We start from the raw sequence: 644 nt of genomic DNA, 5'->3' as shown, positions 1-644 counted from the left end.
CGCCGAGATCGCCGCCCTCGCGCTGTCCCTCGCGCACCTGGGCGCCGGCCCGCAGGCCACGACCGCGCGCCGGGCCCTGCGCGCCCTCCTCGACTCCGAATCCCGCGACGACGTGGTCGCCACCACCCTGGCCACGCTCACCGCGCCCCTGGACGCCTCCACCGCCGACCGCGCCCGCGTGATCGCCGCGGCCATCACCGAGCACCGGGTCGTCCGGCTCTGCTACGGCGACGCCGGGGCCAACGTCACGATCCGCGAGGTGGAGCCCGTCACCTGCCTCGTCCACCGCGACCACTGGTACCTCGTCGGCTGGTGCCGCATGCGGCGGGGCGTCCGCGCCTTCCGCTTCGACCGCATCCTCGCGGTCGAGTCCACCGGCCTCCCCGCCCGCCCCCGCCGCGCTGACCGCTACCTGCCGTTCCAACGCCGTACTTAAGCAATCCCGGCCCAAGGCACTCGCCTAGCGGCTCGCGCCTTGACCGTGCTTGTGCGAGTGCGAATCGCTTCGCGATCTTCCCGGGGATGCTCGCCTCCGGCTTCGCATCCCCGGTCAGGTCCCGCACTCGCGCGACCGTTGGGGTCGCCGGGAACAAGCCCCGGCTCTCTGGGGGCCTATGTTTCGTCGGCGGCGTCCCTGTCTCTTA

At 73.4% G+C, this 644-nt stretch carries 1 protein-coding gene; it reads left to right on the top strand.

Going from position 1 to position 644, the window contains the following annotated elements:
* On the top strand, window positions 1–436 hold a 436-nt coding region (locus E1298_RS47420; protein WP_131903924.1), incomplete at its 5' end, for a helix-turn-helix transcriptional regulator.
* Window positions 437–644: the final 208 nt, after the last annotated feature.

It is taken from the genome of Actinomadura rubrisoli, from assembly GCF_004349215.1.
Classification (GTDB): domain Bacteria; phylum Actinomycetota; class Actinomycetes; order Streptosporangiales; family Streptosporangiaceae; genus Spirillospora; species Spirillospora rubrisoli.
This window is presented reverse-complemented; position numbering and strand designations above follow the sequence as displayed.